This window comes from Mesorhizobium sp. B1-1-5, assembly GCF_006443065.1.
GTDB lineage: Bacteria > Pseudomonadota > Alphaproteobacteria > Rhizobiales > Rhizobiaceae > Mesorhizobium.
Genome location: NZ_VFWS01000456.1, coordinates 1 through 1,281 on the forward strand (window position 1 = coordinate 1; position 1,281 = coordinate 1,281).

1 pseudogene is annotated in these 1,281 nt (G+C 67.1%); it reads left to right on the top strand.

Annotated features, from left to right (window positions below):
- Positions 1 to 1,229, top strand: a pseudogene (locus tag FJ980_RS32335) (lasso peptide isopeptide bond-forming cyclase); the annotation flags it as partial.
- Positions 1,230 to 1,281 lie beyond the last annotated feature (52 nt).

Genomic DNA, 1,281 nt, shown 5'->3' on the forward strand with positions numbered 1-1,281 from the left:
CCGGCCCCGGCCCGCTGACGATGGCGGGCGGCAAACTGGCCGTCACCGCGGATTGCCGCCTGGACAATCGCGACGAGCTGACGGCACGGCTCGGCGTCCGCGACGCATCGGTTGCCGACGCCGTGCTCCTGATGTGGGCCTATCTGCGCTGGGGCGAAGCCTGTCCCGTGCACCTGCAAGGCGACTTCGCCTTCGCCATCTGGGATGCCGAGCGGCAGGTGCTGTTTTGCGCGCGCGATCATTTCGGCGTCAAACCGTTCTACTATCACGCGGACGGGCAGCGCTTTGTCTTTGCCTCCGAGATCGGCCCGATCCTTGGCGTCACCGGGGCCGGCGCCCGCCTCAGCGAACATCAGATCTCGGGTTTCCTGGCAGGGCTGCCAGACGATCCGCAAGCGACGCCTTATACCGATATTTTCCGCCTGCCGGCGCGCCACAGCCTCACTGTGACGGGGCAGCGCGTGACGCTGCAGCGATACTGGCAGATCGAGCCGTCGTCGCGGCCTATGCGGCCGGACGCCGCCGAGGAATTCGCCCACCTCTTCTCGCAGTCCGTGCGCAACCGCATGCGCGGAAGCGCGGCGGTCGGGGCCATGCTGAGCGGCGGCCTGGACTCCTCTTCGATCGCCTGCGTGGCGGGCCGGCAAAACCTGTCCGAGGAAAAGCCGAGGCTGCCCACCTTTTCGCTGGTTTTCGAACGCGGTTCGGCGATGGACGAAACCCCCTTCATAGACGCGGTGCTGGAACAAGGGCGCGTCGACGGCACGCTGATCCCGGTCGGCAACTACGCGCCGTTCGCGGAATTCGAACGGGTGCTGGAAGAGCAGGAAGGAACGTTCCTGGCGCCGGGCCTTACGCTCACCCGGGAGGTATACAGGACGGCGGGCGCCAAAGGCGTCAATGTGCTTCTCGACGGCCATGGCGGGGACGAAGTCGTATCGCAGGGGCACGGCCATCTGCACGAGCTTGCCAACGCAGGCAAGTGGCTGGAGCTGTGGCGCGAGATCCGCAGCGCTTCCAACACCTATGGCGACGGCATGCTCGGCATGTATTTCCAGTTCCTGACCATCTACGGGCCTGCCTGGCGCGTGGCCAGGCTCAGGCACGCCGCGAACCGGCTCCTGCACAGGCTGCGAAAGCCGGCCCAGGGCGGAAGCTGGCGCGACCTGATCAATGCCGATCTTGCCGGCCGCACCGAGCTCATCGAGCGGGTTCACCGAGCCGGCTACAAGCGCCCGACGTCAGCGCCAGCGAGGCGCTGACGTCGGGCGGCTTGTAGCC